The sequence below is a fragment of the Cyclobacterium lianum genome (assembly GCF_900143075.1).
In the GTDB taxonomy this organism is placed as follows: Bacteria; Bacteroidota; Bacteroidia; order Cytophagales; family Cyclobacteriaceae; genus Cyclobacterium; species Cyclobacterium lianum.
In genome coordinates, this window is the sequence record NZ_FRCY01000014.1 from 65,850 (window position 1) to 90,904 (window position 25,055).

At 45.0% G+C, this 25,055-nt stretch carries 21 protein-coding genes and 2 tRNA genes; 3 read left to right on the forward strand and 20 right to left on the reverse strand.

All coding sequences use genetic code 11. From position 1 onward, the window contains the following. Positions 1 to 49 precede the first annotated feature (49 nt). Positions 50 to 1,348, reverse strand: coding sequence for a glycosyl hydrolase family 28 protein (locus tag BUB19_RS18555; protein ID WP_143156097.1), 1,299 nt, complete (start codon positions 1,346 to 1,348; stop codon positions 50 to 52). A gap of 320 nt (positions 1,349 to 1,668) precedes the next feature. Here BUB19_RS18555 and BUB19_RS18560 point away from each other — a divergent pair, with 320 nt between their 5' ends. Next, positions 1,669 to 2,361, forward strand: coding sequence for a TVP38/TMEM64 family protein (locus BUB19_RS18560; RefSeq protein WP_073096615.1), 693 nt, complete (start codon positions 1,669 to 1,671; stop codon positions 2,359 to 2,361). 129 nt (positions 2,362 to 2,490) lie between these two features. On the opposite strand, the gene BUB19_RS18565 is transcribed toward BUB19_RS18560, so the two are convergent. The 3 genes from BUB19_RS18565 to BUB19_RS18575 form a co-directional block, all read right to left on the reverse strand. Next, positions 2,491 to 2,563: transfer RNA gene (locus tag BUB19_RS18565), tRNA-Thr, on the reverse strand. Between the two features lie 141 nt (positions 2,564 to 2,704). Beyond that, positions 2,705 to 4,594 carry a DUF349 domain-containing protein gene (locus BUB19_RS18570; protein ID WP_073096616.1) on the reverse strand — a complete coding sequence of 630 codons (1,890 nt, stop codon included), beginning with the start codon at positions 4,592 to 4,594 and terminating at the stop codon, positions 2,705 to 2,707. Positions 4,595 to 4,652: 58 nt separating this feature from the next. Then, positions 4,653 to 5,222: a YqgE/AlgH family protein gene (locus tag BUB19_RS18575; protein ID WP_073096618.1), complete on the reverse strand. Its 570-nt coding sequence runs from the start codon at positions 5,220 to 5,222 to the stop codon at positions 4,653 to 4,655. Between the two features lie 96 nt (positions 5,223 to 5,318). Between BUB19_RS18575 and pdxH the strand changes: the two genes are divergently transcribed. Next, the gene (pdxH, locus tag BUB19_RS18580) at positions 5,319 to 5,954 is read left to right on the forward strand and encodes a pyridoxamine 5'-phosphate oxidase (protein ID WP_073096621.1); all 636 of its coding nucleotides are present in this window, start codon (positions 5,319 to 5,321) and stop codon (positions 5,952 to 5,954) included. A gap of 333 nt (positions 5,955 to 6,287) precedes the next feature. Here pdxH and bshB1 read toward each other — a convergent pair whose 3' ends face one another. The 7 genes from bshB1 to BUB19_RS18615 form a co-directional block, all read right to left on the reverse strand. Next, positions 6,288 to 7,004 carry a bacillithiol biosynthesis deacetylase BshB1 gene (bshB1, locus tag BUB19_RS18585; RefSeq protein ID WP_073096623.1) on the reverse strand — a complete coding sequence of 239 codons (717 nt, stop codon included), beginning with the start codon at positions 7,002 to 7,004 and terminating at the stop codon, positions 6,288 to 6,290. Between the two features lie 566 nt (positions 7,005 to 7,570). Further along, complete coding sequence (gene trxB / locus BUB19_RS18590) at positions 7,571 to 8,509, reverse strand: thioredoxin-disulfide reductase (protein ID WP_073096626.1); 939 nt, start codon at positions 8,507 to 8,509, stop codon at positions 7,571 to 7,573. 159 nt (positions 8,510 to 8,668) lie between these two features. Beyond that, positions 8,669 to 9,532 carry a sigma-70 family RNA polymerase sigma factor gene (locus BUB19_RS18595; protein WP_014021150.1) on the reverse strand — a complete coding sequence of 288 codons (864 nt, stop codon included), beginning with the start codon at positions 9,530 to 9,532 and terminating at the stop codon, positions 8,669 to 8,671. A 99-nt stretch (positions 9,533 to 9,631) separates the two neighbouring features. Then, positions 9,632 to 11,767, reverse strand: coding sequence for a polyribonucleotide nucleotidyltransferase (gene pnp, locus BUB19_RS18600; RefSeq protein ID WP_073096627.1), 2,136 nt, complete (start codon positions 11,765 to 11,767; stop codon positions 9,632 to 9,634). 102 nt (positions 11,768 to 11,869) lie between these two features. Next, positions 11,870 to 12,145: a 30S ribosomal protein S15 gene (gene rpsO / locus BUB19_RS18605; RefSeq protein WP_073096630.1), complete on the reverse strand. Its 276-nt coding sequence runs from the start codon at positions 12,143 to 12,145 to the stop codon at positions 11,870 to 11,872. Between the two features lie 63 nt (positions 12,146 to 12,208). Then, positions 12,209 to 14,080 carry an LptF/LptG family permease gene (locus BUB19_RS18610; RefSeq protein ID WP_073096632.1) on the reverse strand — a complete coding sequence of 624 codons (1,872 nt, stop codon included), beginning with the start codon at positions 14,078 to 14,080 and terminating at the stop codon, positions 12,209 to 12,211. A 76-nt stretch (positions 14,081 to 14,156) separates the two neighbouring features. Beyond that, entirely contained in the window at positions 14,157 to 14,558 is a 402-nt protein-coding gene (locus tag BUB19_RS18615; protein WP_073096635.1) for an START-like domain-containing protein, read from the reverse strand. Between the two features lie 92 nt (positions 14,559 to 14,650). On the opposite strand from BUB19_RS18615, the gene BUB19_RS18620 reads away from it, so the two are divergent. Then, positions 14,651 to 14,724: transfer RNA gene (locus tag BUB19_RS18620), tRNA-Met, on the forward strand. 288 nt (positions 14,725 to 15,012) lie between these two features. Here BUB19_RS18620 and rplT read toward each other — a convergent pair. The 9 genes from rplT to BUB19_RS18675 form a co-directional block, all read right to left on the reverse strand. Beyond that, complete coding sequence (rplT, locus tag BUB19_RS18625; RefSeq protein WP_073096638.1) at positions 15,013 to 15,357, reverse strand: 50S ribosomal protein L20; 345 nt, start codon at positions 15,355 to 15,357, stop codon at positions 15,013 to 15,015. 94 nt (positions 15,358 to 15,451) lie between these two features. Further along, positions 15,452 to 15,646: a 50S ribosomal protein L35 gene (gene rpmI / locus BUB19_RS18630; protein WP_073096640.1), complete on the reverse strand. Its 195-nt coding sequence runs from the start codon at positions 15,644 to 15,646 to the stop codon at positions 15,452 to 15,454. A gap of 21 nt (positions 15,647 to 15,667) precedes the next feature. Then, on the reverse strand, positions 15,668 to 16,219 hold the full coding sequence (infC, locus tag BUB19_RS18635; RefSeq protein ID WP_073096642.1) for a translation initiation factor IF-3: 552 nt from the start codon (positions 16,217 to 16,219) through the stop codon (positions 15,668 to 15,670). Positions 16,220 to 16,304: 85 nt separating this feature from the next. Next, positions 16,305 to 18,260, reverse strand: coding sequence for a threonine--tRNA ligase (gene thrS / locus BUB19_RS18640; protein WP_073096644.1), 1,956 nt, complete (start codon positions 18,258 to 18,260; stop codon positions 16,305 to 16,307). Positions 18,261 to 18,580: 320 nt separating this feature from the next. Further along, the gene (locus BUB19_RS18650; protein WP_073096651.1) at positions 18,581 to 18,838 is read right to left on the reverse strand and encodes a Txe/YoeB family addiction module toxin; all 258 of its coding nucleotides are present in this window, start codon (positions 18,836 to 18,838) and stop codon (positions 18,581 to 18,583) included. Further along, entirely contained in the window at positions 18,835 to 19,089 is a 255-nt protein-coding gene (locus BUB19_RS18655; RefSeq protein WP_073096654.1) for a type II toxin-antitoxin system Phd/YefM family antitoxin, read from the reverse strand. The genes BUB19_RS18650 and BUB19_RS18655 overlap by 4 nt, the downstream gene beginning before the upstream one ends. Positions 19,090 to 19,489: 400 nt before the next feature. Then, positions 19,490 to 22,096: a DNA gyrase/topoisomerase IV subunit A gene (locus BUB19_RS18660; protein WP_073096657.1), complete on the reverse strand. Its 2,607-nt coding sequence runs from the start codon at positions 22,094 to 22,096 to the stop codon at positions 19,490 to 19,492. A gap of 322 nt (positions 22,097 to 22,418) precedes the next feature. Next, positions 22,419 to 23,042, reverse strand: coding sequence for a SatD family protein (locus BUB19_RS18670; protein WP_073096663.1), 624 nt, complete (start codon positions 23,040 to 23,042; stop codon positions 22,419 to 22,421). Positions 23,043 to 23,155: 113 nt separating this feature from the next. Continuing rightward, a complete protein-coding gene (locus tag BUB19_RS18675) occupies positions 23,156 to 25,054 on the reverse strand; it encodes a DNA topoisomerase IV subunit B (protein ID WP_073096666.1) in 1,899 nt (632 codons plus the stop codon). Between the last annotated feature and the right edge of the window lies 1 nt (position 25,055).

Genomic DNA, 25,055 nt, shown 5'->3' on the forward strand with positions numbered 1-25,055 from the left:
CAGTACCCTTTGGAAATTCAGGGAGCTGAAACAAGAGGAAAATTACCACTCACCTGACCTTTAACCATGCATTTTCGGTCACATTGCTGGTTTCTGCTGAGTCAATCTCATATAAGGTAGCGCGTTCATTTAGCCCTGTGTACATGCCATTCAAAAAGTGACAGTTAGCTACTTTTGCCTGTATCCTTACCAGAGATTGGCCATTCCCCATGATGTTCATGGCCTGTATGGTATGTATTTTACCCGGCAACGATTCTTCTCCATATCCCCTGCCTCCAATCAGCAGGGCTTCATACCTATCCTCCCTGGCTCTAAAAATAACCCCACTAATGAAGACATGATGGATTCCTGCCCTGTCGCTGCCTCTTATCGCGATAGCCCGGTACCGGTTTTCACAGGAGATATTCGTAATCACCACCTGCTCAATATCATCTTCCGGTCCGTACCAGCGACTGGCCGTGACCATACTCCCATTAATATCCCCATTTTGTTTGGGTTTATCCGGAGCAGTATCCAAATTTGAAAGTGCTATAAAATCATCTCCTGTCAGGCCTGAGATGTTATCGATCCGAACGTTTTTACATCCTTGTCTCAGGTTAATCCCGTCCTTATTGGCTGTCATCAATTGCTGTCCATCCACCGTCACAAACTCCTGATTGAAAATGGTCACATCGGATATATCTATTCCCACTGTTCGCTCAAAACTAACGGTCCAGCCATGCGCGTTTTCAAAGCGAACATTTTTAAGGCTGAAGTCCCGGACATACCCTATCAATACCATAATATTCCTCCAGTCACCCGTTTGTTTCAAACCAGGTTTTCCGGCATCGCTTCCGTAACTTACCCGCCAGTTCCCCTTTTCCTGCTCCACTTGCGGATTCAGGCTAAGCGTCCTGGCACCGTCACCAGTAGCCCGGGGATTGACCGCGCCTTTGAGTACCGCATTTCCAATTCCATAAATCCGTATGTTTTCGTTCCAGTCCGGATCGGTAATGCCGGCTCCTACATTGTCCGAACGGAACAGGTTGTCTCTGCTTGTATCAGAAAGTTGCAAGGTGCAATTGTCCAAAATCAGCGTCATATTGCTTGGTAGCAACAAGGCACTATCGATCATCCATATTTTCGTACCGTTGGTATTTTCCATAGGAATACGCACCATTTGGGTACTTGTTTTGGCCATTTCTATGGCCTGGATAATGCGTTCTGTATCCGTTCCTTCAAAAGAATTTGGGTTTACCGATTGAGATTTCCAGGGATCTCCACTTTCCGCAGCAAAGCTTTGAAAAGCGGTAATACAAGCAAACAGGTAACAATAAATTACCCAAGGAAAATAGTTTCGCTTCAACATAAGGGCTTATTTTTGGACAAAAATCAGGTTGGATCAATACATGCATTCTGGGAACAAAGCGCAAACCAAAATTGGCCTACCTCAAAGCATTTAACTTATCAGGTAAAGGAAAATTAACCAACTTTGGCGGATAAAAAAAATAAGCAACTGTCGGAAGGGAAAACCAGCGTCCTTACGCATGGATCCTACACCCCGGAAAAAGCTACTGAATTCAAAAATACAGGCTTATTCCAAAAATCTTCATTGTTTTTCATATAATTGGTATTTTCGGTACAATCTATGCTAGATTTGAACCAGATTTTATCCTTAGTTTTTCAAATATGTCCAAAAATAAACAGGCCATCTGGCCCTATGTGCTTTCTGTTCTCTTTATAGGAAGCCTGATTGCTTTGTATTTTCTCAACAGTTCCGTTCAGGATTTTTTTTCAGAAGCCTGGTCTGTGCTCAGCAGCGATGACGAGCAAAAGATCTCCAATTGGGTGAATCAATTTGGCTATTGGGGACCTTTCATCATTGTACTGGCCATGGTCTTACAGATGTTTATGTTTGTCATTCCGTCCTTCTTATTGATGGTGGTGACGGTACTTGCCTATGGACCCTGGCTGGGAAGTGCGATCATTTTGGTGGCCATATTTTCCGCATCCAGCATAGGGTATGGCATAGGGGTAAAATTCGGCACACCGGTGATCGATAAATTGCTTGGTGAGGATACAGAAAAGAAGATAGCGGGTTTTTTGGAAGACTACGGATTTTGGGCCGTTATCGTGACCCGTCTTTCACCTTTTCTTTCCAACGATGCCATCAGCATCATCGGCGGCATGCTGCGGATGGGTTACTGGAAATTTATAGGAGCTACCCTGCTGGGAATTTTTCCCCTGACGGTTTTGATCGCCTTTCTGGGAGAAAACTACGAGCGCATGAAAGGAGGCCTGGTTTGGGTCGGAGCCGTTAGCTTGGTGGGTTTTATAGCCTATGTCTGGTGGGACAGGAAACGGCAGAAAAAACAAAAATGAGTCTGCAGCGGTGAATTCCAATTGTCAACGATCTGAATCGCGATATGCTAAGAACTCATTCTTGTACAAATGGCGCGCAAATAAAAAAGGCACCACAAGTAAAATACCTGTAAGTGCCTGATAATCAAGAGCCCCCTGCCGGGATCGAACCAGCGACCTACTGATTACAAGTCAGTTGCTCTACCAGCTGAGCTAAGGAGGCCTTTTTAGAAAATCGCATCTGGCAGATCAGCAAAACCGCTCCCTTTCCCCAAATGCGAGTGCAAATATAGTTTTATGCCGTTAGTAAATCAAAGATTTTTCGGATAATTTTAAAAAAACTATTCGACTTCCACCCTGCCATTTAAAATTCCCGGATGATTGACAGCTTCTTTTTCAGCTTATCCACTTCCTGCTCTGCTTTGTCGATTTTCTCCTCAAACTGATCCTTCAATTTATCTGCGGTCCTGGAAGAGGCAAAAAACTCCAGGTTGTTTCGCCAGAGGGTGATGTTGTTTTCCAGATCTGAAATTTGTTTCCGGATGCCATGTTCCTTTTTGTTCAGCACCCTGTTGCTGTTGGGATCGGCCTGCAATTTATTCAGGTTTAACCTGAACAGAAAATCATCCTTGCTTTCGCCTTCCAGATCCAACTGACCCAGGTAAACGTTCACCGAATCATTGAATTTGGCAGAAATATCTTTCATGTTTTTCCTGGGAACGAAGCCGATCTCATTGAATTGCTGGATAAGGGATTCCAGGTGTTCAGGACTTACATCCTCCTTGCCATTAGCGGCCGCTTCTATTTCTGCGCATACCGCCTCTTTGGCTGCCAGGTTTTCTTCAAAAGCCTTGTTGGTTTCCTTGTTGGCATTTCTGCGGTTGTCAAAGAAAGTATCACAGGCTTTTTTGAACCGTCCATACAGGCTATCCCGGAATTTCTCCGGCAAGGGTCCCAGCTCCTTCCAGTCTTTTTGCAATTGGATCAGGTGATTGGATGTCTCCTTCCAATCTGTGCTTTCGATATGTGCTTCCGCATCAGCAATCAATGCTTCAGCTTTTTCCTTGTTTTGATGCCTTACTTCATCTAATTCCTTAAAGAACTGATTTTTGTGCTGAAAAAATTGCTTGAACAGTCCCCAGAAGGTTTTGTTGATCTCTTTTCCGGATTCCCTGGGCACCGGCCCTATGGCCTCCCATTCTTTCTGAATGGCTAGTATCTCTTTGGTTTTGGTATTCCAGTCGCGGATTTTCTCTGCCTTAAATGCCTTGAATGCTTCCAGCCTTTCTATCAATTTAACTTTTAATTCCAGATTGGCTTTAAAAACCTCCCTCTGACTTTCGTAATACTCCTTTCTCCTGTTATAGATGGCATCAGAAGCTGCTTTAAACCGTTGCCAGAGGGCTTCCTGCTCGTCTCTGGGGACCGGGCCTATATGTTTGAATTCCTCATGAAGCTCGTTCAAGGACCGAATCGCTTCTTTAATATCTGCCGTTTCAGAGAGGGCCTCAGCTTTATCACAAAGCTCCAGTTTGCTTTCCAGATTCTTCTTCCTGTCAAGTTCCTTCAGTTCAAAATAAATGCTCCGGTTATCATAAAATCTGTCCATCAGGGCATTATAGGAGGCCCACAGATTTTTGTTTTGGCTATGGGGAACAGGGCCTATTTTTTTCCACTCTTCCTGAATTTTCTTGATGGTCTCTATGCTGTGTGTGGTCTCCTCTCCATCCACCAGGCCTCTGAGACGGTCCAGAATCAGATTCTTCTCCTGGGCATTTTTTTCTTTTGACCGCTCTAATTCCCGTATTAATTCGTGTCTTTTGTCTTTAAATTGCTGGAAGGTGGCAAAAAACTCCCTGTCCTCGTCAGCTCCGCGGAAATCGAATCCTTCCTCATCCCCTCCATCGGCAAGGTACTGCTGCTGTGCCAGCTCCTTTTCCTTGCTGTAATATTCCTCGTAATGACTTTTTATTTCCTGCACCAGACTGTCACCCCTCATAAAATTCTGCTGGCTGACAATTTCCTTCAACGCTTTAAGTAACTGAGCTTTATCAAAGTTACTGTAGTCTACGCTTTCTTCCTCATGCTCCTCTTCTTCGGGTGCCTCTGTACCCTCGTTGACATCCTCCTCGCTGGTATTTTCAGGCTTTTGCTCCTTTTCCTCTGCGCTTGCATCCATACCTGATTCCTGCTTATCTACCAGGCTTTCAGTAACCTTGTCCTCTTTTCCGGACATTTCTTTATCCTTATCCATAATAATATCGTATTCCTGCTTAAATCAAACCATACTAAACAAAAGTAGCAATTTTGGGCTAATTAAGTCTTGGGTCTATCGGATAATTTGCCAAAACCTGGAAATCACCTCCCATATTCTTTAATATTTCCCGCCACAGATCGTCCGGTTCGGACTTGAATATATTTTTAGCCTGGGCATTGTCACATACAATCCAGGTATTTTCTGTGAGCTCTGCGGTAAGCTGACCGGTATCCCAGCCTGAATAACCAATAAAAAAACGGTAATCTGCCATATCCACCAGGCCGAGTTTATTTTTATCCATCAGCTCGGTGAAGCTGCCCCCCCACCAAAGTGCTTCTCCGAGAGCCACGCTATCTTCCAGTTGCTTTTCCCCCTGATAGATAAAATGAAGGGTATTCTGCTCCACGGGACCACCCACATATACTTCCTTGTCCAGCAGTTCACAACCTTCCAGTAATTCGTCCAATTTAAAAATAGAAAGTTTGTTCAACACCAAACCAAAAGAGCCCAGTTCGTTGTTTTCACAAAGCAATACCACAGAACGAACAAAATTTTCGTCCTGCAGGAAAGGCTTTGATATGAGCAAACTTCCCGATTGAGGAGATATATTGGAGGATGAATGCATTGACCAAGTTTTATATGAGGCTTTAATTTAAAAGAAAAAAATTTAAATACAATATATTTATATTCTTAAATTAATTTTCTGATTTAATTTGACAAAATGAAATTAGCAGACATTAGAAAGGATTATTCCTCTAAAACATTAGATATAAAAGAGATGAATTCGAATCCTTTAGAACAATTCAAGTTGTGGTTATCCAATGCACTCACTGCGGCTGTCAATGAACCTACAGCCATGCATCTCTGCACGGTAGACAAGGACAGGAAACCTTCGGGTAGGATTGTACTGCTAAAGGGGGTTGATGAGGGCTTTGTATTTTTCTCGAATTACAGCAGTCAAAAAGGGCGGCAACTCGCCGAAAATCCCCTTGCTTCGCTTACTTTTTTCTGGCCCGAATTGGAGCGACAGGTCAGGGTATCCGGAAGGGTATCAAAAATCTCTGCTGAGGAATCCGATGACTATTTTCTCAGCCGCCCCAGGGAAAGCCAGATAGGTGCCTGGGCGAGCCCACAGAGCCAGAGCATTCCGGACCGGGCATTTCTTGAAAAAAACCTATCCGAAACGCAGGCAAGATTTCAGCATGAATCACTGATCCGCCCGGAAACCTGGGGAGGATACCGGCTGATGGCAGATGAAATAGAGTTTTGGCAAGGCAGACCTGCCCGTCTGCATGACCGCATCCGCTATACCCGCTCGGGAAACGAAGCATGGGCTATGGAGCGCCTGGCTCCCTGAAAGTGACGCAATCACTTGGTTTCGGAAATACGTTTGCGCCGGACTGCGCTGAAGTATCGTCTCGGCGGACTTTGCTACACCGCCATGCTTACCGGGTTTCTACTTCCCTTCACGGAAGAATCACACTTTTGGCATGTGAATCCGGCTTAGTCTTTCCTTACCATAGCCGCCAGTACTTCACCCCCGGAGATATCGCCTCCGAGTCACTGTGGAATCCGCTACCGTCTGGAGGGCAAAAAATCCACAATGCCGATTTTAACCCTTCAGGTCAAACAAAGTATTCGTAGCAGATAGCCGGCTGACGGGCGCACTGCCCCGCCGGGCCGCCTGCATTTATATCAAATCAAACAGGTCGTTTACCCCTGGGACACGTTCTACAGTAAACCCTTCACCATATTTCACATTGATCTTATGCCCCATTTCCCGGCTCCTTGCCTCAATAAAATCAAGGAAATCGGGACGGGAGATAAAGCTCTCCGGCTCTTTCGAATCGGGGTTGTAAAACTGCGACCGGAAAGCCAGAATACTGTTGATTTTGGTTTCCCAGTAGGAAGAGATGTCCACCACAAAGTCCGGTTCGATGTAGTTGTTCTGTATATAGTGGTAGATACACTTCGGCCTCCAGGCTTCTTGTGCCTCTCCTTCCACATCGGTTTCTACCCTCCTGAGACCACTGATGAAGCAGGCGTGAGAGGCCAGACTACCACCCTTACCATGGTCGGGGTGTCGGTCAGAAACAGCATTGGCCAGCACAATCTCGGGACGGTATTTTCTAATCATCCTGGCTACCGCAGTTTGATGTTCCTGATTGTCCTGAAAAAATACGTCTTTAAGACCGAGGTTCTCCCGCGCGCTCAAATTCAGTATTTCCGCCGCTTTTTCCGACTCCTGTATCCGAATCGCCGGGGTACCCCGGGTGCCCATCTCTCCTTGTGTCAGGTCCACAATACCTACCTTATACCCTTTTGCAATATGAGCAGCCAGGGTACCGCTACAGGAAAGTTCCACATCGTCCGGATGAGAGGCAATAGCCAGGATATCTAATTTCATGTGTTTATAATTTGTTTTTAATAGGCCACATGGAATCTTTGACGATTAAAATAATCATTGCCCTGTGTGTTTAATGATAATTTTAATCGTGTCGATTTCATCTGTTTATAATTTGATTTTTAGCTGTGATAACTTGCCCCGATTTATCGGGGTGGAATCTCGCAATGATAATCATCCCTGTGTCCGACGTTCTCCTAATGCTCGATTTCATATGTTTTACTATTGTCTAAAAGCGGCCATAACTTGTCCCGCACCAAAGGTCGGGATGCCCGCCCGGATGACACCAGTCGGATAGGGAATCTCGCAATGATAATCATCCCTCTGTGTATCGCCTCCGTCACGCCCGACTGCTCCGGGCAGGCTCAATTTCATATGTTTATAATTAATTCTTTAATGGCCCAAACCTGCCCTTAATCACATAGCGGAAGCCATGCCGGGACCTGCGAAGTATCGCGGTACATGATTTTCATGCCGGGATTGTATGGGATCCTGCCTGCGTAACCAACAGACTGGCCGGATTTTACCTGACTTATCCTTATTGCTCCTATGAAGGACAAAGCCATTGCTTACTCCAGTGCGGAAATATACCTTTCGGCATCAAGGGCAGCCATACAGCCCGTACCAGCGGCAGTTACCGCCTGGCGGTACTCGTGATCCTGGGCATCCCCACAGGCAAACACTCCGGGAACGTTTGTTTTGGTACTACCCGGGAGGGTTTGAATATAACCGTTTTGGTCCATATCGATCTGTCCGGAAAAGATCCCGGTATTGGGCTGATGGCCGATAGCCACGAAAAAAGCCGCCACATCCAGCACCCTTTCCTCTCCGGTTTGGTTATTTTTCACCCGTACGCCACTGACTTCTTCTTCTCCTAGAATCTCCTCGGTCTCGTGGTTCCAAAGGATCTCTATTTTGGCATTGTTCATCACTCTTTTCTGCATGATCTGGGAAGCCCTGAGTTCGTCCCTTCTCACCAGCATGTACACTTTGTTGCATATATTGGCCAGGTAACTGGCTTCCTCGCAGGCGGTGTCACCGCCACCTACGATAGCCACATCCTTTCCCCGGAAGAAAAATCCGTCACAGACCGCACAAGCCGACACGCCCTTACCATTTAACCGGGTTTCGCTTTCTATTCCCAGCCATTTGGCGGAGGCTCCGGTAGAAATGATCACCGTTTCCGCCTTAATGGTCTTGCTTTCATCTACCTCCACTACATACGGGCGCTGACTGAAGTCTACACTGGTCACTACTCCGTACCTGACGTCCGTTCCAAAACGCTCGGCTTGTTTTCTAAAATCTTCCATCATCTGGGGTCCCATTACTCCTTCCGGATATCCAGGGTAATTTTCCACGTCATTGGTAATGGTAAGTTGGCCTCCGGGTTGGATACCCGTATACATGACCGGTGACAACCCGGCTCTGGAAGCGTAAATGGCGGCGGTATATCCCGCAGGCCCTGACCCTACAATAAGGACTTTTATGGTATCGGTATCCTGACTCATTGTTTATCGGTATTAATCAATAAATATAAATTCTGATTTGTTTTGGCTTACTAACAAAATATAAAAACAAAAAAGTTTAAATATCATTATAAAAATTTCAATACATAAAAAAAGGGCGGATTGCCCTTCTTGTTATTCAATTTATCATTGCACTGATGATCAGCCCAAATAGGGCTTCAGGGTTTTACTCCTGCTGGTATGTCTCAATCTTCTGATGGCCTTTTCCTTGATCTGTCGGACCCTCTCCCTGGTAAGGTTAAATTTCTCACCGATTTCTTCAAGGGTCATGGCATGCTCACCGTTGAGGCCAAAATAGAGCGTAATGACATCTGCCTCCCTCTGGGTAAGGGTGGAAAGGGCCCGTTGCACCTCTTTCCTCAACGAATCATTCATCAGTCCGTCATCCGGCTTTATCTCTCCGTCATTTTCGAGCACATCCAGGAGGCTATTCTCTTCGCCCTGGACAAAAGGTGCATCCATGGAAACATGCCTGCCCGAAATTTTCATGGTATCTACCACCTCTCCGGCAGTCACTTCCAGCACCTCGGCCAATTCCTCGGGCGATGGCTCCCTTTCAAACTTCTGCTCGAGTTCAGAAAACGTTTTGCTGATTTTATTCAATGACCCCACCCTGTTCAGCGGGAGCCTCACGATTCTGGATTGCTCGGCCAGCGCCTGCAGGATAGACTGACGGATCCACCATACTGCGTAGGAAATAAACTTAAAACCACGGGTCTCATCAAAACGCTGGGCTGCTTTGATCAGGCCAAGGTTTCCCTCATTGATCAGGTCACCCAGCGACAATCCCTGATTCTGGTATTGTTTGGCAACAGAGACAACAAACCTCAGGTTGGCTTTGGTCAGTTTCTCCAGGGCAAGTTGATCTCCTTCCCGGATTCTTTTGGCCAAAACCACTTCCTCATCTGCTGTCAATAGATCCACCTTACCTATCTCCTGAAGGTATTTATCCAGGGACTGACTCTCCCTGTTGGTAATCTGTTTACTGATTTTAAGCTGCCTCATTCAATTATATCTATTATTTTTAACGCATTGATAACAGAAGTTTCCTGAAAATAAGTTCAATTTTTACCAATTGTTCTAAATTTTCAGGAAACCTTCAGCTTATTTGTCTTTTTTTTCTGGTTTTGGCAACAAGGCTTTCCGAGACAATTTAAACTTACCTGTCTTTTTATCTACATCGATGAGTTTTACAGCAATTTCCTCGCCAGTTTCCAATACGCCGTCCATGGATTCAAGTCTTTCCCATTTGATCTCAGAGATGTGCAACAATCCATCTTTGCCTGGCATAAACTCGACAAATGCACCAAAAGGCATGATATTTTTCACCTTCCCTGTATAAACCTCTCCGATTTCAGGCTGCGCTACTATGGCTTTGATTCTGGCAACAGCAGCATCCATAGATTCCTGGTTGGTCGAAAAGACGTTGATTTTGCCTACATTATCTACTTCTTCAATAATGATAGTGGCTTCGGTGTCTTTTTGAATTTCCTGTATTACTTTACCGCCTGGCCCGATTACTGCCCCGATCAGCTCTTTTGGAATCTGCATGTTGTAGGATCTCGGAGCGTGCGGTTTAAACTCTGCACGAGGCGCATCCAGGGTTTTATTGATCTCCTCCAGAATATGCAATCTTCCCTTTTTGGCCTGATACAGGGCCTCCTTCAATACATTGTAATCAAGACCTTCTACTTTTAGGTCCATCTGGCATGCGGTGATGCCCTTTGCTGTACCGGTGACCTTGAAATCCATATCTCCCAGGTGATCCTCATCGCCCAGAATATCAGAAAGAATCGCATAATCTCCGGTTTTGGCATCGGAAATCATTCCCATGGCAATACCTGTCACAGGTGCTTTGATGGGAATACCTGCATCCATAAGTGCCAGGGATCCTGCACATACGGTAGCCATAGAAGACGAACCGTTAGACTCCAGAATATCGGAAACTATCCTTACGGTATAGGGGTTTTCGGCATCAGGAGGCAATACTTTTTTCAATGCACGCATGGCCAGGTTGCCATGCCCTACTTCCCGTCTGCCCGGTCCACGGTTAATCTTGACTTCTCCGGTAGAAAATCCGGGGAAGTTGTAATGGAGGTAAAACTTATTGTAACCTGAGTGCACAGCGCCATCCACCATTTGCTCATCCAGCTTGGTACCCAGAGTACACGTGGTGATAGATTGGGTTTCTCCTCTGGTGAAAACCGCAGAACCGTGGGCAGAAGGCAGGTAGTCCACCACAGACCATATGGGTCGGATTTCATCCGGATTCCTGCCATCCAGCCGCTTTTTCTCTTTCAGGGTGAAATTTCTGGCGGCCTCTTTGTGGATTTTACCAAAATACCGGCCGATCAGCCCTTCGTCATACTCATGCTCTTCGCCCAGACTTTCTACAAAGTCCTCCTTGATCGCCTTGATCAACTCCGAACGCTCCTGCTTGTTGGGAATCTGCTTGCTGACTACTCCGTAAAGTTTGTCGTACAATTCCGCCTTCATTTTTTCGAGCAGGGACTCATCATTGACCTCATGGCTGTAGGTTCTCTTCTCTTCTTTACCTACTAATTTTGTGAGCTCCTTCTGTACCTGGCAATGTCTCTTGAGTTCTTCATGAGCAAACTGAAGGGCCTCTACCATTTCGTCCTCAGAAATTTCATTTCCTTCACCTTCCACCATAAGGATAAACTCCTCAGATCCGGCTACAATCAGTTCCATTGTAGCCCGTTCCAGATCAACCGGCTTGGGATTGATGACGAAGTTGCCGTCAATTTTAGCTACGCGAACTTCTGAGATAGGCCCATTGAAAGGGATATCAGATACTGCCAGTGCGGCAGAGGCAGCCAATCCGGCAAGGCAATCCGGCAAGACCTCCTCATCGGAGGACATCAGGGTAATGGTGATATTGGTATCGGCATGGTAATCGTCCGGAAAAATAGGCCTGATGGCCCGGTCTACCATTCGGCTGATCAATATTTCATAATCTGATAACCTGCCTTCCCGCTTTAAAAATCCTCCTGGTATTTTTCCGGAAGCCGCAAATTTTTCCTGATAATCTACGGACATGGGAAGAAAATCGACTCCCTCGCCGGCTTCTTTTTTGGTAACCACTGTAGCCAGTAGCATGGATTTGCCCATTTTTACCATAACTGCCCCGTCTGCCTGCTTGGCTAAGGCACCGGTCTCAATAATGATTTCCCTACCATCTTCCAGCGTGATGGTTTTTGAAATTGAATTTGGTAACATAAATTTTCGATTCTGAATAAGGTATAGTTGTAAAAGTAAGGCTTAATAACAGAAGGTAGCAAAAAAGTAAGGTTCCCTGAAACAGGGAACCCCACATGGTTGTTATTTACGGATACCCAGCTCGGATATGATGGCCCGGTATCTCTCAATGTCAATCTTTATCAGGTAATTCAGCAAACGCCTTCTCTTACCTACCAATTTTAACAATCCCTTTCTCGATGAGTGGTCTTTCTTGTTGGTCTTTAAGTGTTCTGTCAGGTGCTTGATCCTATAGGTAAATAGGGCAATTTGGGATTCAGGAGATCCTGTATCTGTTTCTGACTTCAACCGACCATGATTTTTGAATAGTTCTGCTTTTTCTTCTTTCGCTAAATACATGCTTAGTCAAATATGATGTTAATTTTTTTAAAACAGAGACAAAGGTAGCTGTTTTATTCGAAATTATAAAACTTCTTCTTTCAACTTTTTATCTCGCTCATTGTTGACTTTTCCCGTTGCAGGCTTTCGCATCAGGTGCTTTTTTGCTTTATCCCATATCCCCTGATAAAAATCGGGTTCAAAAAGCCTTGCGTCCTTCCTGGCCTGGCGGAGAAAAAACAAACCAAAAGGCAACAGCGCCAGATTGGAAAAAAATGTACCGAAAAAAGTGTCAGACATCCCTTCTTTCGCCCACTTTTCCCCGCTGATCGTCAACATATAATACATGATAAAGAAAATAATAGACATCAACACCGGCATCCCCAGTCCGCCCTTTTTGATAATGGCCCCCAGGGGAGCTCCTATCATGAACATCACAAAACAAGCAATGGACTGGGTATATTTCTGATACCAGGCCACCTTAAATGCGCGGTAATTGCGCTGCACTTCCTCAATCCTTGAGCGGTTAGTGGTAAAGTTGTTCTTGATGTTTCGGGCTGCAGTAAGTCCTACGGTAGCCTCCGAAGTCCTGTATCTGGGAGTATCTCTGATGGAATCCAACCTTTGCTGCTGCTCGGCAGTGAGCCTGGCAGGCTCAGGCGCTTCGGATTTCAGGGCAGCGTTTCTGTTGATTTTACCCATATCGGGCTGCGTGGCCAGTTCGTTTATACTGTCCCGTGCCTCCCGCACTTCTGCATCTCGCACACCTCCCTTCGCAGCGGCAAGATTTTTTCCGCTTTCCTGGCCGCTAGTGTCTCCTGCCACATTGCGTTTAGGCGCCACCTGACTGTTCTCGCCGGAAGCACCCAAGGTACTGTCTGAAGGGGCCCCTACAGGGACCTCTCCCTGTGAAACGCGATCCTGACGGGATTGATTTTCACTTACCCTCACTCCATTTTCCGGGTTCTCATACTCATCTTTGTATTTTAAATTCTTGAGCGAATCGGATTCATTTTTTTTATCCACGATCTCTTTGGGAGGCATCAGTTTCCTGTTTCTCCCAAAATAATTGTACGATGCCTCCGTGTTGGCATAATTGAAAAAATACCAGTGGTTCAGTTCTCTGTCCATCGAATCCAGGTCTACCCTTATTTCTCCTATATTTTTGATGGATTTGCTGTTGGACCAAAGGTTTTCCGGTGTCCTTTTCAGATCAAAGGCATCCAGACTGAAAACCATTTCATTTTTATCGAATTTCGTCCGGCTGAAAGTCACCGGGTTGTCTCTGGCTCCCCGCTGTCCGGTGCCCTCCTGATAGCTGTTTCCATTATATAATGTCAACATCATGTACCTGTCGTTAAAAAAAGGTTCCATCCTTCCGGAATCTGCTGTGATCACATGGAGATTTCCCTGCCCCTGGGTATGGTCATAGATAAGCACTTCCTGCAGCCGCACTTCGTCCAGCTTGCGGTTTACCTTGATGCTATAACTTGGGATTCCATTGTAAAATACCCCCTCTTTGATATCCAGCGCCGGGGACTTCATGCGAATATCATACAAAAGGCTGAAGGTTTTTAGATTCACCCTGGGTACCACGTAATTATTGGACAGGTAGGCAAACACGGTAAGGAAAACAACAAAAATACCGATAGGGAGCATGGCCCGCAGGAGAGAAATGCCACTGCTCTTGATTGCGGTCAATTCGAAGTGTTCTCCGAGGTTACCAAAGGTCATCAAAGAAGACAGGAGCACGGCCAGGGGAAGGGCCATGGGAGAGATGCTGATCACGAAATAGCCAATCAGCTCCAGATAAACCATAAAGGGGAGATCCTTGCCAAATATTTCGTCAAAATATTTGAGCATGTTCACCGTGAGCAGAATAAAATCCACCACGATAAAAGTAAGCAAAAAAGGTCCCAGAAAGGACCCCAGGATCAGTTTATCTAATTTTTTCATGAAGCGCCTCTATCCTTTACCTAAAAGACGAAACAAAATTGAACATATTATGTTGAAAAAGATAATTCTGCCACACTTATCCACCTATTATTTCCTTCAGGTTTGCGATCAATCCCTCCCAAATCGACCGTTGTTCCTGCTCATCATACGCATCACCATACTCGACTACCCGAAGGTAAAAGGTTTGCGTCAATTCGTTTTCATCGAGTTTGAATTCGATAAAGGTCTTGTCTGTCCCATCCTCCTCCTCTTCGGAAGGGTCAAAAAACTCAAATTTTACATGATGGTGGGTACGCATGATCACCGGGCGGGCATAGTGGTTTTCTCCATCATATATGAAATTATAGACCTTATCCTCATTGATGACCACATCATCGGCAAACCACTGCGACAATCCGCTGGCTGTACTCAGGTAAGGATAAATAATTTTTTTGGAGGTATTTATCTGGTAATCCGCAACAAATTTAATTTTCTCCATAGCCTTCGTTATTCTGGTTATAAAAAGTATGCTTTTAGCTTCTCTATAATTTGCAATTCAAGGATTATCCTCACATATTTGCATTCTCATTTGGCGAGGTAGCTCAGATGGTTAGAGCGCAGGATTCATAACCCTGAGGTCAGGGGTTCAACTCCCCTCCTCGCTACATTTCATACAGGTCTCCAATCGGAGGCCTTTTTTTATGGATTACATCCCCGTCTCAGTTTCGCTATACGTCATAAAGCTTATCCCCTGCAAGTCAATTTGGGTTCGAATCATGTCTGCAGACGAGCATTCTCCCGCCATTCCTGTTTTTCTTTAGGGCTTCTTTCTGGAAAAGACTAAAGGAAAAGTAATATAAGGAAAATTTCAAAAAAGTAAAGCCTATTGTAAGAAAGGGGTACAAAAAAGCCCTCCGGAGAGGGCTTTTCTTGTAGTTATGTTCGGAGTATCCTTATTTTACCTTATCCACAATGGCTTTAAAGGCATCCGGATGGTTCATGGCCAGGTCAGCCAGTACCTTTCTATTCAGATCTATACTTGATTTTTTCAGCATACCCATGAATTGAGAATAGCTGATGCCGTATTGTCTCACACCGGCATTGATCCTCTGAATCCACAGGGCCCTGAATTCTCTCTTCTTGACCTTCCTGTCCCTGTAGGCGTACTGAAGGCCTTTTTCATATTTATTTTTCGCTACTGTCCATACGTTCTTACCTCTTCCGAAGTAGCCTTTAGTAGCTTTTAATACTTTTTTTCTTCTTGCTCTTGAAGCAACAGCATTTACCGATCTTGGCATAATTGTTTTAGTTTTTGACTTTTGGTGCTTTCTTTTCTAAAGACTTGACAAACCAAAGGTCTGGTGAATTTTTAACCTAATTAATTGAAGGGGATCAAATCCTGAGCATGGCTCTTACTCTTCCCTCATCCGTCTCATGAACCTCTCCCATTTTGGTCAGATTTCTCTTCCTCTTGGTAGATTTCTTGGTCAGGATGTGGCTTTTAAAAGCATGCTTCCTTCTGATCTTTCCAGTAGCAGAAAGTTTGAACCTTTTCTTGGCACTGGATTTTGTTTTTACTTTTGGCATTACCGTATATGATTAGTTAAATTATTTCTTACCGGCCTTGGGAGAAACGAAAATATTCATCCGTTTGCCCTCCATTTTGGGAAGTTGCTCCACCTGCCCATAGTCTTCAAGCGCCTGTGCAAATTTCAGCAGCAGCATTTCTCCCCGTTCCTTAAACACAATGGTACGTCCCACAAAATGAACATAGGCCTTGACTTTTGCCCCGTCTTTGAGAAAACCAATGGCATGTTTTAATTTGAAATCAAAATCATGGTCATCCGTGTTGGGGCCAAAACGTATCTCCTTGACTACCGTTTTGGCTGCGTTGGATTTGATCTCTTTTTGCTTTTTCTTTTGTTCGTACTTGAACTTGGCATAATCAATCACTTTACAGACAGGCGGTGCTGCGGAAGGAGAAATTTCCACGAGATCAAGTCCGTTTTCCTCAGCAAGGGCTATGGCTTTATCAGTAGCCATGACCGCATTGCCCCCCTCTACAAAATCTCCCACAACCCTGACCTCTCTGGCCCGGATTTTATTATTTACTTTATATGGTTCCTCTTGTCTCGGAGTATACGTTCTTTTTCCTCTCAAAATAGTTATGGTTGTCGTTTAAAGTTTCAATTTGCAAATATCTAATAATTTTTTAAATATTAAAAATCAACAAATTATTATACGGTTATTTATTCAATGATTCCCTGATGATTCCCTGGAAATAGCTGACAAAATCGTCCAGTTTAAAGCTACCGATATCACCTTCTCCATGTTTGCGCAGCGACAGCTCATTTTTTTCCTGCTCTTTCTCGCCTACTATCACCATAAAGGGAATCTTTTTCACTTCTGCATCGCGGATTTTACGGCCGATTTTCTCATCCCGATTGTCAATTTCTCCAGAGATACCGTGATCTCCCAGCAGGGATTTAACCCTTGCCGCATAGGAGGCAAATTTTTCGGAAATGGGAAGGATTACCAATTGCTCAGGTGCCAGCCAGAGCGGGAAATTACCCGCACAATGCTCAATCAACACCGCAACAAACCGCTCCAGGGAGCCAAAAGGCGCCCGGTGGATCATTACAGGCCTGTGTTTTTGATTGTCGGCACCGGTGTACTCCAGCTCAAAGCGCGCAGGCAACTGATAATCTACCTGTATGGTACCCAATTGCCAGCTCCTGCCGAGGGCATCCTGTACCATAAAGTCCAGCTTGGGTCCGTAGAAGGCAGCTTCTCCCAGTTCGGTTACGGTCTGCAAGCCCTTCTCAGCGGCCGCCTCTATGATCGCTGCCTCTGCCTTGTTCCAGGCCTCCGCTTCTCCGATGTATTTTCCCATATTGTCAGGATCGCGTAGGGAAACCTGCGCCGTGTAATCCTCAAAGCCCAGCGCCTTGAACACATACAGGACCAAATCAATGACTTTAATAAATTCCTCCTTTACCTGATCCTGCCTGCAAAAGATATGCGCATCATCCTGGGTAAATCCCCGCACGCGGGTCAGGCCATGCAGTTCACCACTTTGCTCGTAACGATATACGGTGCCAAATTCGGCATACCTTACCGGCAGGTCTTTGTAGGACCTGGGCTTGCTTTTGTATATTTCACAGTGGTGGGGACAGTTCATTGGCTTCAGCAAAAACTCCTCCCCTTCGTGCGGCGTTGCAATAGGCTGAAAGGAGTCCTTACCGTATTTCTCATAATGCCCGGAAGTTTCGTACAAGGCCTTGTGCCCGATATGGGGAGTGATGACCTGCTGATAGCCCGAATGGTCCTGCTCTTTTTTCAAAAAGCTGACCAGGCGTTCGCGCAGCAGTGTGCCTTTGGGGAGCCAGAGCGGCAGCCCCATGCCCACCTTTTCTGAAAAGGTAAACAGCTCCAATTCACGCCCCAGCTTGCGGTGATCTCTTTTCCTGGCTTCTTCCAGCATGTGCAGGTATTCCTGCAGCTCCTTTGCCTTTGGGAAAGTGATCCCGTAAATGCGGGTCAACATCTTATTGTTTTCGTCTCCCCGCCAGTAAGCGCCAGCTATATTGAGAAGCTTGACCGCTTTTACAAAACCTGTATGGGGAATATGTGGTCCCCTGCAGAGATCGGTAAACGCTCCTTGCCTGTAAAAAGTAATGGTACCATCCTGCAGTCTTTCCAGCAGGTCCAGTTTGTATTCGTCACCTTTATTCTGGTAGTAGCTAACGGCCTCATCTTTGGAAATTTCCCTCCTGATATATTCGTTTTTCTGACGGGCCAACTCCACCATTTTGGTCTCGATTTTCTCAAGCTCCGCCCCTTCCAGGGTCCTGTCCCCGAAGTCCACGTCATAGTAAAATCCATGCTCTATAGGAGGCCCGATCCCAAATTTTATCCCCGGGTAGAGGACTTCCAAGGCCTCGGCCAGGAGGTGGGCTGAGGAGTGCCAAAAAGTAGATTTTCCTTCTTTGTCATTCCAGGTAAGCAGGGAGATGCTCACATCCTGGTGAATGGGCCGGGTAGCATCCCATACTTCACCATCTACTTTTGCGGCCAGCACGTTTCGCGCCAGTCCTTCACTGATACTTCTGGCAATGTCGAGGCCGGTAACTCCCTTTTCAAAAACCCGGACCGATTGGTCCGGAAAGGTTACATTGATTTCATTTTCTGATTTTGACATGCTTGCGCTTAAGATTTTTGTTCACCTTTACAAACAGGTGTTTTTTTACGGATTGCAAATATGCACATTCACAAGGGTAAATAAAAGATTAAGGCGGGCTTATCACTGGGATTGGGATAATGGGGGCTGGATTGGCTGGGATTTAGAAAGTCAGATTGGCAATGAGGCAACAAACCCCTAATAAATAAACCCATGCTTCTCTTGACTTTTTGCCACATCAAGAGCATCCAAAAGGTACAGCATGCTGGCTGGAAGGCTGTAAAAATGAAAATGCAAACACCTTAATAACCGGCTCCTAACAGCCTCTGAGTCTCTTCTACCTAATCATAATGAAACCTGCATTTTGCAATCAAAATCTCATCCGCTTTCACCTGATAGATCAGTCGATGTTCGCCATTAATCCTTCTGGACCAAAAACCGGAATATTTGTATTTCAGTGGCTCGGGTTTACCGATTCCGTCAAATGGGTTACGTGCAATATCCTTTATCAGGGAATTAATTCGCTTCAGCATTTTTTTATCCGTCTGCTGCCAATACAAATAGTCTTCCCAGGACTCATCCACGAACACTAACTTCATTCCTCTATCAGGCCTTTTTCAAATGAAGAACCTGAATTAAGTTTGGTGATAGCCGCATCAAGCCTCTTTTCGTTGGCCTTTGAGGATAATTCATGCTGAGTTGCCGTAAGCGAATTGTACTCTTCCAAGGAAATGATCACTACCCCGGTATCCTTACCGCGGTTAATAATCAAGGTTTCAAAATTACCTGTAACACTGTCCAGATATTTTTTAATATTTTTCCTGAAGTCGGATAAAGTGGTTGTCAGCATGCTTTTAATTATTTCTGTACACAAACATGTACAAATATAGCAAATTCAGGATACCAAGAAAATGTTTCTCAGACAAATGAGCCAACATTCAGATAAAAAATGTGCCCCTCCGACATTACTGGGCTCTATGAAAAATGGTTTGATGACTGATTTTACCTTTTCCCATCCAAGTTACAAGGAACCTGCCTGTCCTTGATCCGGGAAAACTTACTGCTACCCAAATCTGAGTCCAATCAGGATGAGCTAATCCAACATGCAAATACCGTCCTTTGATCGGATAAAGATAGTTTGCTTATGACCTGGCTTTTACTCGGGTGTATTTATTCCAGAAATAACATTAGTGGGGATGGTAAGATAGCCATCCGGAAAATATCGGAAACGAAGCAAGATGCAAGCCGGATTAAAACAAGCCCAACTGCTCCTTATCCTCATCATCATCCTCCTCTTTTTTCTTCAGGTCGAAATTTACCGTGGATCCGACGGAGAGATTTTCCTCAGTATTCGCGGATTTTTTTTTCTCAGATACGACCAGCTTTACTGCCTTCACCGAATGGTTACTCAGCCGGTTTCCGACCGACCGCCAGCCTTTCACATCTATCAGCATGTCCATATCATAGACACTTTCGTCGACTTCCTTGCCCTTCTGTAACTTCACCATTACCTGAGGCTGCTTTTCTGTAGTGACCACCGTCAGTCGTGAATTTCTGTGATCGGAAATAAAGTTGAATTTTTTGTTGAGCGTAGAAGTCTCAATCTGAAAGCGTTTGATAAAATACTGCTTACTGGCCCCGTCAAAATATATGGCAGATACTATCCGGTCGGGATCATACTTCCGGATGAGCAGCAGGTTTTCCTGGTCAAAGCGGTTGGTCAGTTCAAAATTGGTCAGCTCGTAATTGCCGTCTTTGTAAAAGGCGATGATCCTGTCGTCTCCCAGAAAATTTCCCACCAGGTCGCCCCGCTCATCGGTATTCAGCCGGCCTACCGAGGGGTCGTAGTAAATATTCAGTCCACCCAGGGTGGAGACCCCCTCCATTTTGAGTTGGATCTTCCTCACGGGATGTTTGGTGAGAATATTCCCCTGAGCTGCCCTGCCCTTGATTTCTATATCTTTAAAATCAAAATCAAAAACCTTGATCCTGGCCTTGCTGCCTGCCGTCAGGTAAACCGTGATGATTTCCGCCTCTCCATTGGCATTGGCCGTAAAATACAGTATTTTGGATCCCTTGGTACCCTTGGTAAGCGGATATTCCCGATCTCTGGTGACGCTCAGCACCTGAAATCTTTTGATCATTGCTCTGCCGGAAGCGCCGTCCAGGTATACCAGATTGTAAACCATGCGCTCGTCTCCCTTTCGGAATACCGCCACATGTATGATGTCCTTGCCTACAAATACCTTGTCCTGTATGCGTGTCACCTGGCAAACCCCATCCTTCCTAAACACGATGATGTCGTCCAGGTCAGAGCAATCACAGACAAACTCATCCTTTTTCAGTCCATAGCCAATGAATCCATCAGCTCGGTTGACATACAGTTTCGCATTGTTTGCCGCCACCACGTTGGCGGCAATGGTGTCAAAGGTTCGTATTTCGGTTTTTCGTTCCTTCCCTTTGCCATATTTGCCCAGCAGATTTTTGTAGTATTGTATCGCGTAATCGGTAAGGTGCTCCAGATGGTGGTTTACTTCCTCCAGCTCCTCCTGAAGCTTGCGCATCAGCTCATCCGCTTTAAAAGTGTCAAATTTGGATATGCGTTTGATTTTGATTTCCGTCAGCCGAATGATATCGTCCCGTGTTATTTCTCTGTAAAACTCGGGTTTAAAGGGTTCCAGTCCCTTATCGATGGTTTCAATAACTGCTTCCCAGGTTTCGCATTCCTCTATGTCCCGGTAGATCCTGTTTTCTATAAAAATCTTTTCAAGAGAAGAAAAAAGCAACTTCTCCATCAATTCCCCTTTACGGATTTCCAGCTCCCTGTTCAGCAGGGTTTTGGTCTGATGGGTATTGTATTCTAAAATTTCATTTACCGTCAGGAAAACGGGTTTTTCCTCGATGATGACACAGGCATTGGGAGAAATACTCACCTCGCAATCGGTAAACGCGTACAGCGCATCTATGGTCATGTTGGGTGATTGGCCGGGTGCCAATTGTATCTGGATTTCCACCTCCTTGGCAGTATTGTCTACTACTTTTTTGATCTTTATTTTCCCTTTGTCGTTGGCTTTAATGATGGATTCGATCAGGGAATTGGTGGTGGTCCCATAGGGGATATCTTTGATCAGCAGGGTCTTGCTGTCCTCCTCTTCAATCCTGGCACGGACTTTTACCCTTCCACCCCGGAGCCCTTCGTTGTATTCGGAAAAATCTGCCAGACCACCAGTATTGAAATCCGGTAGCAGGTTTGTTTTTTTGCCTTTGAGAATTTGAATGGATCCTTCGATCAGCTCACAAAAATTGTGGGGAAGTATTTTGGTACTCAATCCCACGGCAATGCCCTCCACTCCCTGAGCCAGCAGCAAAGGGAATTTTACAGGCAGGGTGACTGGTTCTTTTTTTCTTCCATCGTAGGACAACTGCCATTCCGTAGTTTGCGGATTGAAAACCACCTCCAGGGCAAACTTGGAAAGCCTGGCTTCAATGTACCGGGCCGCAGCAGCCCCGTCACCGGTACGTACATCTCCCCAGTTACCCTGGGTTTCGATCAAAAGGTCCTTTTGCCCCAGGTTCACAATGGCATCGCCTATAGAAGCATCTCCATGGGGATGGTATTGCATGGACTGCCCGATAATGTTGGCCACCTTGTTAAATCGACCATCGTCCATTTCCTTCATGGCGTGTAGGATGCGGCGCTGCACGGGTTTGAGCCCGTCTTCTATGGCCGGAACTGCCCGCTCAAGGATCACGTAGGAGGCATAATCCAGAAACCAGTCCTTGTACATCCCCGTGACAGGGATGGAATCGTGCAAACTTTCGTCCCCGTTTTCGGGGTTTACATCATTATCACTCATATTTTATTCAAATAACTCCAAATAGCTATAGTAGTAAACACCAATAAAACCGAGACAATATTTCCAACAAGAAAATAATCGTTAGAAATTTTATCTTCATCATTTTTAATCCTTGTACCAATTTTCAAAGCCCCAAATAAAATAAGAGATTGGCCAAAACCCTGGATTAGACCTACATAAAGAAATAATCGTTCTAAAACTCCTAATATCATTGGCCTCAGAGAAAACCCCTTTTGTACAAATTTTTTCCTGAGCATCAGAAATATCCAAAACGCCAAGAATTCTGAGGAAAAATAGGTGGCTAATAGAATACAAAGAAATTTTACCGACATAACAGGATTTCCAAAGACCTTTTTAATTTAAAATAATTATCCATCCCCAAAGTTTTATTTCTTTTCCAAACCAATGACCTGGTCTTTTTTATCTTTTCTGCTACCAATTTATAATCTTTCAACTCCAATAAATTGGAAATTAAAACTTTATCTCTCCAATGCCAATTTCTTATATAGGACAGGTATAGGTTAAATTGAATTTGTTTCAACTCCTTATCCTCGATATCTCCACCAAGAGCAAGAAATTCACCCTCATCCTTCAAGGTTATCAGACTTTCTCTCGCTTCAGTCAAAGCAGGCCCCATCATACCATAAGCTATTTCCGTATTTATTTCTGTTTCAATTACCCCCAGTTCAACCGTGTACCTTAAGCGTATTTCCTCATCCGCCTTCCACTTATTTTCTTCTAGCCAGGTGATTATTTTGAAAATCGAACACTCGCTTCTGGCAATTCCCTGAAATTCGTCTCCCAAAGTAATGGTCAGTGGAGAGATCAATTCCTTTTGGTTAACTGTATTACATCTTTCAACTAAATCCGCAAATGACCTGGCTAATTTAGATAGGTCAGAAGACTCACTGCTCCCAATAATATCTGCCATCAGGACATAGTTCATATCACTTCATTTTTGACAAAAATAAACTTTATTTCATAAAATATGAAATAATACTATTTATTTCATAAAATGTGAAATAAATAGGTGGTATTTAATTAAGAAATAACAAAGCTTCAAACCGTTTCAGTCTCCTCTTCGGTTGTCTTTACTCCCGGATCATCAAAAACGATGTCTTTTTCTATTTTCAGGTTATCGATGATGAAAGTTTGCCGGTTTGGGGTATTTTTCCCCATATAAAAGCCCAGCAGATCGGCGATTTTGGTCTCTTTATTCAGAATAATTGGCTCAAGGCGGATATCTTCGCCTATAAACCCTCCAAACTCTTCGGGCGATATCTCTCCCAAACCCTTAAACCGGGTTATTTCAGCCGTTTTCCCCAATTTATTTATGGCCCGCTGCCGCTCCTCATCGGTGTAGCAGTAAATGGTTTCCTTTTTGTTTCTGACCCGAAAAAGTGGGGTATCCAGAATGTAGAGGTGCCCGTTTTTTACCAGATCGGGAAAAAACTGCAGGAAGTAAGTCATGATCAGCAAGCGTATGTGCATACCGTCCACATCCGCATCGGTGGCGATCACGATTTTCCGGTAGCGCAATCCCTCAATCCCATCCTCTATATTCAAGGCATGTTGCAGTAGGTTAAATTCTTCATTTTCATACACTACCTTCTTGGTCATCGAATAACAATTCAATGGCTTTCCTCTCAGTGAAAAAACTGCCTGGGTCTGCACATTACGGGATTTGGTAATGGATCCGGAAGCAGAGTCACCCTCTGTAATAAAGAGCATGGTGCCGTCTTTCAGCTCCGTATCTGCCTTGTTGTCGTCATAGTGCACGCGGCAATCCCGGAGCTTCTTGTTGTGCAGGTTGGCTTTTTTTGCCCTCTCATTGGCCAGCTTCTTGATGCCGGAGATCTCCTTTCGCTCTCTCTCGGACTGCAGTATCCGTTTGAGCAGGGCATTGGCGGTGTCAGGATGCTTGTGCAGGTAATTATCGAGCTCTACCTTTACAAAGTCGTTAACAAAAGTCCTGAGGGTAGGCCCATCCGGACCTACACTGTGGGAGCCCAGTTTTGTTTTGGTCTGCGATTCAAAAACCGGTTCCTGTACCCGCACAGCTATGGCCGCCACCACACTTTGCCTGATATCGGAAGCATCATAATCTTTTTTGAAAAACTCGCGGACCGACTTCACAATGGATTCCCGGAAAGCGGCCAGATGGGTACCTCCCTGGGTGGTAAACTGACCATTAACGAAAGAGTAATATTCCTCTCCATACTGATTGGAATGGGTGAGCGCAATTTCGATATCTGTACCTTTCAAATGTATGATGGGATACCTTCGGCTGTCCTCATCGACTTTTCTGTCGAGCAAATCCAGCAGCCCATTCTGGGAATAGAATTTTACGCCGTTAAAATTGATGGTCAGACCCGAATTGAGAAAAGCATAATTCCATATCTGGTTTTCCAGGTACTCGGGGATAAAATGATAATTTTTAAACACGGAGGCGTCGGGCGAAAACACTATTTTGGTACCGTTACGCTCTGAGGTCTTTTCTACCTTGCGGTCTTCAATAAGTTCTCCTTTCTGAAACAGCGCCACCTTACTTTCCCCTTCGCGGAATGACTGCACCATAAAGCTCTCTGAAAGCGCATTTACTGCTTTGGTACCCACACCGTTGAGCCCTACTGATTTTTGAAAAGCGCCGGAATCGTATTTACCCCCCGTGTTGATCTTGGAAACGCAGTCGATCACTTTTCCCAATGGGATGCCTCGTCCATAGTCACGAATCTCCACCTTGTGCTCACTGATCTTTACCTCGATGGTTTTGCCATGACCCATCATGTGCTCATCAATGCTGTTGTCTAGTATCTCCTTGACCAGCACATAGATGCCATCATCCTGGGCACTACCATCCCCCAATTTACCGATGTACATTCCGGGTCGTAACCGGATATGCTCTTTCCAGTCGAGGGATTTGATGCTGTCTTCTGTATATTGTACGTTTGCTGCCATA